The 6,700-nt window shown below is 39.7% G+C and carries 6 protein-coding genes and 2 pseudogenes; 4 read left to right on the top strand and 4 right to left on the bottom strand.

Annotated elements, in window-relative coordinates:
• Positions 1 to 147 precede the first annotated feature (147 nt).
• Complete coding sequence (locus AB5Z52_RS15410; protein WP_103299520.1) at positions 148 to 771, bottom strand: hypothetical protein; 624 nt, start codon at positions 769 to 771, stop codon at positions 148 to 150.
• Between the two features lie 392 nt (positions 772 to 1,163).
• Here AB5Z52_RS15410 and AB5Z52_RS15405 point away from each other — a divergent pair, with 392 nt between their 5' ends.
• The 3 genes from AB5Z52_RS15405 to AB5Z52_RS15395 all read left to right on the top strand — a co-directional run bounded on the left by AB5Z52_RS15405 (position 1,164) and on the right by AB5Z52_RS15395 (position 3,822).
• The gene (locus AB5Z52_RS15405; RefSeq protein WP_005470943.1) at positions 1,164 to 1,526 is read left to right on the top strand and encodes a hypothetical protein; all 363 of its coding nucleotides are present in this window, start codon (positions 1,164 to 1,166) and stop codon (positions 1,524 to 1,526) included.
• Positions 1,527 to 1,669: 143 nt separating this feature from the next.
• Positions 1,670 to 2,440, top strand: a complete 771-nt coding sequence (locus tag AB5Z52_RS15400; RefSeq protein WP_368243739.1) for a hypothetical protein — start codon at positions 1,670 to 1,672, stop codon at positions 2,438 to 2,440.
• Between the two features lie 203 nt (positions 2,441 to 2,643).
• On the top strand, positions 2,644 to 3,822 hold the full coding sequence (locus tag AB5Z52_RS15395) for a 3D domain-containing protein (protein WP_368243738.1): 1,179 nt from the start codon (positions 2,644 to 2,646) through the stop codon (positions 3,820 to 3,822).
• A 106-nt stretch (positions 3,823 to 3,928) separates the two neighbouring features.
• On the opposite strand, the pseudogene AB5Z52_RS15390 reads toward AB5Z52_RS15395, so the two are convergent.
• The 3 genes and pseudogenes from AB5Z52_RS15390 to AB5Z52_RS15380 form a co-directional block, all read right to left on the bottom strand.
• Positions 3,929 to 4,866 (bottom strand): annotated as a pseudogene (locus AB5Z52_RS15390) (L-lactate dehydrogenase).
• 392 nt (positions 4,867 to 5,258) lie between these two features.
• Complete coding sequence (locus AB5Z52_RS15385) at positions 5,259 to 5,855, bottom strand: hypothetical protein (protein ID WP_368243742.1); 597 nt, start codon at positions 5,853 to 5,855, stop codon at positions 5,259 to 5,261.
• Positions 5,856 to 6,067: 212 nt separating this feature from the next.
• Positions 6,068 to 6,337, bottom strand: a pseudogene (locus AB5Z52_RS15380) (helix-turn-helix domain-containing protein); the annotation flags it as partial.
• On the opposite strand from AB5Z52_RS15380, the gene AB5Z52_RS15375 reads away from it, so the two are divergent.
• Positions 6,321 to 6,482, top strand: coding sequence for a hypothetical protein (locus AB5Z52_RS15375; RefSeq protein WP_368243740.1), 162 nt, complete (start codon positions 6,321 to 6,323; stop codon positions 6,480 to 6,482). The pseudogene AB5Z52_RS15380 and the gene AB5Z52_RS15375 sit on opposite strands and share 17 nt — an antisense overlap.
• Positions 6,483 to 6,700: the final 218 nt, after the last annotated feature.

Below are 6,700 nucleotides of genomic sequence, written 5' to 3'. Positions count from 1 at the left end.
TATGTTTTTTAATACCTAAAATAAAAATGGGGCTGAAGAATCAATTCTGATTCATCAGTCCCATAAATTATAGAGCCCAATTTTTGTGTTGGTCTCCTTCTTTTGTTCGTTTGAGTTTAAAGCAACGGCTGTTCTGCATTCATGCCTTTATTGAGGGAGCTCCTGGAAACTATCCATGATCTTTGTTAGTTCATCTTTTGAGGAATCAAAAAGACTTGCTAAGGTCCAACCATACAATTGAACATAATTATTGTCGGTTTCTGTTACATAATATAAGTAATGTATGTTCAACCCTTCTACAGTTGCAGCAAAATCAACCATTTGGGTTTGAGTACCAGGAACCGGTAAAAATGTCGCGTTGGTACCAAAATTCGATGCTAAACTGTCTTGAACCAATGCAAGATAACTGTCGAAATCTGCAAAGTCTTGTTTAGACTCCACAACAGCCGCCAGAAATTTTGTTTGTAACGAATCAGAAAGCATAAAATCATTATCTGGATTTAGTGACTCAAAATCGGCTACAGTTTGCCAATTTGTCGGCAGTTCCAGCGAATAGGAATAACCGCTTACACCAGTGATCGTCTGCTTCTCAACAGGAATCACATTTTCTGAAGTGCCAGTGCTGGCTGTTTCAGAAGATCCTACAGTGGAAGAAAATTGTGTACGCTCTTTTTCTTTTGTGGAAGAATCAACCGATCCCGATGGTTTTTCTGTACATCCTGCTAAAAATAACCCAAACCCAACTAAACCTAAAACCATGTGCTTTTTCATTTTTTTACTCCTTCTAGTTTTTTTAAAAAACTTATTTTATTTATCCTATAATAAGCTCGTAAATAAGGCAATAGAAGAATCTTTCTAAATGAGCACTATTGAAAGTAGTTTATCGAATTTTAAAAATTCAAGTTTCGTTTATCTGCTGGCTAAGTCTGGATAGTATAGGAGATTGTACACATTTTTCCTTACATGATGCAAAAATTGATTATAAAACCCACAAATCATTTGCTATGCTATATAAAAAGTGAATGCATCCCTCGCTGCTCAGGATGATTATTGTCGGAAAGGTACACTTGTGCTGTCATTGGCAATCAGAACTTTTTGTTAGCTGTCGATTATCCATTGATAGTCTCCTAAGCAGGGAAATGCTAGAAAACAGAGGTGAGTGGATGTTTTATCCAGATGTCAAAGAGTATTTGCGAAAGATGCGTGGGAATATTGATTTTGCAGTGATGAAGGAACGTCTGCCATTGGTCCATAGATACTGGCAAGTGACGGAAGCAGAAGTAGAAAGAATTGTTCGCGAAGAATCTGAGGAAGATTTCTGGACAAGTGTACAACAAATCATCTTACTCGATGCCAAATTGGTCCTTTTGCGAAGCTATATCAGCGAATTTGATTTCCAAGGTTTTTCAGAGGAAGAAATCATCGAGAATATCGAACTAGATCATAGCACCTATACAAAAGAATTGTGCGGTTACAATTTAACAGATACAGGACATCCCTCGATCCTTTTTGGAAAGGGCAGATGACTAAATCAGATTAACGCAAATCTTTTCTTTAACGACAAACGAAGCGTATACTGGAATAAGAAAGAAAAGTTTTCTACTATTAATGCTCTTTTATAATGCTTTTTCCAAAAATAGTTATTTACCATTCGTTAGGAGAGATTTCCATGACTGAATTTACTCAGATCGTTTTGCTGTTTTTCTTGTATTCTTTTGTGGGGTGGCTGTGGGAAACGGTTTACTGCTCGATAAAAGCCAGACATTTTGTTTATCGAGGATTTTTGGTAGGACCGATCACTCCTATTTATGGCTTTGGAATTTTAGGTGTCTTGTATTTACTGCGACCGTTACATAACCAATTGCTGCTGCTCTTTTTTGCAGCAGCTGTTTTAGTGACCTTATTAGAGTACGTGACGAGCTTTTTATTAGAAAAACTGTTTCATGCTTCATGGTGGGATTACCACAATGTTTTTTTGAATATCAATGGTCGCGTGGCTGGCCCAATTTCAATCTTTTGGGGCATTTGCTGTGTCTTGATCGTCCGCATCGTTCATCCGCAAATGTTGATCATTGTCCAAATGTTGGCTGAAAGATTCAGTTTTTATCTACCTGTTGGATTGTTGATGGTGATGTCGTTGGATATGGGCTATACATTGGCTAATCTTGCTGCTTTTCAACGAACGGTACAACGACTGGACCGTGCTATTGAACAGCAGAAAGCCACTTTATCAGAAAGTTTGGAACAAAAGAAAAACAATTGGCAGGAACGTATTTCTGAACTGCCAATCGATTGGCAGCAATTGCGTGAAACGTTACCGAAGCTGAATTTTCATCAGCGAAGACTTTTAAAAAACTTTCAAAAACTGCAAATCAATGAGATTACCAATGTTCAAGACTTACGGCGGTTTGTGGAAGAATTACGTAAGAAGAGAGAGTAATATTACAAAAGTATTACAACGAAAAAAGCCTTTTCAAGGCTCTGACTTCCCACTTTCACGTGAATTATTTTTTAATAGACTCTTATTTCTCCCACTTTAGCTAAAAATTGTAATAAATTGTAAAAGAGTTGCAATATATCTTGCCCCCAGAATTTGTATAATAATAAGCGTTGGAAACCATAGTGAGAAGTGAGGGAATTTTTTTGAAGGCAAAGAAATTACGTACCATGGTCGTCGCAGTCTTTGCGGCAGGTATCGTTTCGCCGATCTTTGCGCAGGCTGAATCTCTGGAATCATTGAAAGAGAAAGAAAGTGCCGTTATGCAGCAAAGTCAGCAAATCAGTACAGAAGTACAAATCGCTTTGACCGATGTCAATAATAAATACAGCGAGGTTGAAGCATTAAAAGCACAAATCGCTAACAATGAAGAAACGTTGGCACAAACCAAAGAAGAAATAAAGGCAACTCAAGAAACGATTGAAAAACGTGAAGCTGTAGTTGCAGAACGAATGAAAGACATTCAGGTCAACGGTGGAGTAACTAGAGATTGGACAGTCTTGTTGGAATCTTCCAATATCCAAGATTTCATCAACCGGGCTTACGCCATGACAATGCTCCAAAATCTAGAAAAAGAAAAAATCGACTCGTTGACATCTGAAAAAGAAAAATTAGAGTCTCTGCAAGAAAAAGCCGAGTCTACCAAAGAATCCTTACAGCAGGATCAATCCTCTTTGGAAGCACAGGCGCAAGAGTTGGATAGTAAGATCGCCAACTTGCAGACACAGTTGAAAGAAAACGAATCGACCTTAGCAAAGATTGCTTCCAGCAAAGAAGCAGAAGAAGCTCGGATAGCTGCTGAAAAAGCAGCCAAAGAAGCGGCCGAACAAGAAGCTAAAGAAAAAGAAGCGAAGGCAGCGGCAAAAGCAGCGAGTGAAAGCTCAAGTCAAGAGTCGTCATCTTCAAGTGAGAGCGCGCAATCAAACAGCAGTTCAAGCAGCAATTCAGCTTCAAGCAATACGAGCAGCAGTTCGACGAATAATAGTTCAAACAACTCGAATAACAGCTCCAACAATTCGGGTAGCAACACACCTTCCAGCGGCAAGACAATGATCATGGAATCAACCGCATATTCTTATGCAGAGAAAGGTGCTAGCCACCTGACTGCCAGCGGAACAGATCTTCGCAGCAATCCAATGGCGGTCGCAGTCGATCCAAGTGTGATCCCATTAGGTACCTTGGTGAATGTTGAAGGATATGGCGTGGCGCTAGCGCTAGATACAGGAGGCGCGATCAAAGGAAATATCATTGATGTCCACTTTGATAATGTAGCCAAATGTCTGCAATGGGGCCGACGTCAAGTAAAAGTAACGATTCTAGACTAATAAACGAAAAAGCGTATCTTGTAACCCTACCATCATTCATGATTGACGGTGGACAAGATACGCTTTTTTATTTAGTGGGTAAAAGCATCATCTAGAAAAGCTCGTTTCATTCCTGCAGCTGTGCCTGCATCGTTTTCAATGTTTGGATGGAATCGTACATTTGTTGTTGCTCGGACTCATTGAGAGGCATTTCAATAATTTCGCGAATGCCTTGACTATTGACGATTGCAGGGGAACTAATACAGACATCGGTTGCTTGATATTGTCCCTCTAAGTGTACAGAAACCGGCAGTACTGCATGTTCATCTTTTAAAATACTGCGGGTGATCCTAGCCAGCGAGATTGCTATCCCATAATGTGTCGAACCTTTGGCAGCAATGATGTCATAAGCGGCATTTTTCACTTTTTCTGCAATCAGGCTGAGATCCGATCCTGCTCCGAAAAATTTGGGTGTTTTTCCAACCACTCGTGAACACTTAAGCCACCAATATTGCCATGGGACCAGACTGGAAATTGGGTGTCACCATGTTCCCCTAAGACGTAAATCTGAATATCCCGTGGATCAATGGTCAACTGCTCGCCAATCGCATTACGCAAGCGCGCACTATCGAGAGAAGTTCCAGAACCAATCACTTTGTGAGAGGGAAAGCCAGTGATTTTTTTGACATAGTGAGTCAAAACATCTACTGGATTACTAGCAATCAAGAAGATCCCTTGAAAACCGCTAGCAATAACAGATTTCACGATCTTTTTCATGATCTGAGCATTCTTTTTCGTCAAATCCAGTCGTGTTTCATGGGGCAGCTGTGCTGCACCAGCGGTGATCACTACAAGATCTGCATCTCGACAATCCTCATAATCAGCAACATATAGTGTTTTGGGACCAACATATGCCAAGCCATGATTTAAATCCTGAATGTCACCCGCTGCTTTTGCCTTATCTAAATCAATAATACCAATTTCATTGCCAATTCCTTGAGCGACTAATGCAAAACTGTAACTCGAACCTACATCCCCATTTCCGATCAGAATGATTTTCTCCATGAAAGATCCTCCCAAATTTGATTCGACTTAAATACACCTAAACTGTACCAAAGAACCAGAAAAAAGAGTATTGATACGTTCTCAGGGGCGTTGCTGTCTTATGATTAGGGAAGCAATAGACGCTTAAGAGCACTTCCCCTGTCATAGTCGGAAGTGCTCTTAAGCATTCATATGAGGATTGAGACATTTGGCTAGCTTATTCCAGTCATTTTTGTCAGGGAAAGTTTTAAAAATCAAACAATCAATGTCATTAGCATAATCGGAAACATGTTCTGTGTAATTCGTTACCACGAGATCAATGTGATTCATCATTAAATAATCAGGTGACAATTCATTTGAATCAGGAAAGAAAAAGTTTTTTGAGCTATGCAAGTAATGCATCGATTTGCTTTTTAAATACTGACAGAGAATATATGAGCCTTCAAATAAGAAAGCAACATTTTTTTGGTATGCCAATAAAGCGATTTGATAGATTCCAAATAGATCGTCAGACTGGCGCTTAAATGGGATAAACTCTTTTTATTCCAAGTAGCAACAGCTAATGGATTTTCTGTGAGAAAATTCCGACATTTTTGATAAGACTCAGGAAACAAGCGCTGGGCGTAAAGATTGACATCGGTAATATTATGATTCAACAAAGGGGAGAGCAACTGCTTGATTTTGGCTACGGTAAAGAAAGATTCGATCAAGATATGATCGCGGGAGGAATTTTTGGTTTCAGGAATACAAGTAGCTACAAAATCACTGGCCAGCTGAGTGATTTCTGCCCACTGATTGTATTTTTGGCAGAAGACTTCCTCACCAGTAACGTCACTAATCGAACGCCGGCTCCAAACCAACAGAAAGAGATAGAGAATCTCTTCTTGGGGCAGTCTTTGTTGGTAGTGTTCAAAGATATGCTGATTGATTTCCGCAAATTCTTTGAAATGTTCTTTAGTTGAAAACAGTTTGCTGATTTTTTTGGTAGTTTCACTGTGTGTCCCCCGCAATAGCGCTCAAGGGTTATGTACAAATAATAATTGAGCTCTCCAAATGAGCAGGCTTGCTTGCTGGTTCGCTGGCAGTCAGAAAAAGCTTTGACGGTGATGTCGTGAATCGCAATAGGGGGAAAGATCGTGTGTGCCGTGATTTCTGATTCATAATAAAAATCATGAAAAAATTTACGGATATCCATTTCATCGCCAATGAATGTGATTGGGTTATAATCTAGCTGCAAGTGGTAGTCGCGAAGAACAGGTTGTACTTTTCTCAAGTAACGAAGAACCGTACTCTCAGAGATATGATACCTTTCTGCCCATTCTGAAGAACGCATTTCTTCATGCTGAAAAATACTCTCGACAATATGGAAAAGAATCTCGTCAGTAATCAGTGCTCGTTTCGCTGCGAGGTACTTCGCCGGGTTCAATACGGTGAAAATATAACCCTTGTGGGACGAATCGATATGGAGGGCATCCTTGAAATGGGACTTCATGTCTGTGATATCAGTCACAATCGTTCGCGTCGTACTTGAGGAAGCCTTTGCCAGTGCACGAGTAGAGCAAAGCGGCTCTAACTCAAATAAGTCGAGAATGCGCATCCAACGGATCGTTGCAGTATTCGTAACGAATTTCATCTGAAGCTCTCTCACTGGTTTGCTCCTTTCATTTTCCAATTAAAGAATTGAATCTGTCTATAGCTATCTTAATGAAGTTAGAATCGCAATAACAAATCACGTATTTCATCAAACGGTGAAAAAATTGACATGAATTGCCAATAAACCATTCTTTTGCAGTCACTTATTGGCAAAAAACCAGATGAAAAAGAACAAACACCTTCCCATTTCAAAGAATAGAAT

The organism is Enterococcus sp. RTP21361st1_A6_RTP21361_211029, from assembly GCF_040910045.1.
Lineage (GTDB): Bacteria > Bacillota > Bacilli > Lactobacillales > Enterococcaceae > Enterococcus_D > Enterococcus_D gallinarum.
Note: the sequence above shows the minus strand (reverse complement) of the source record. Positions and strands in the feature narration are given on the sequence as shown.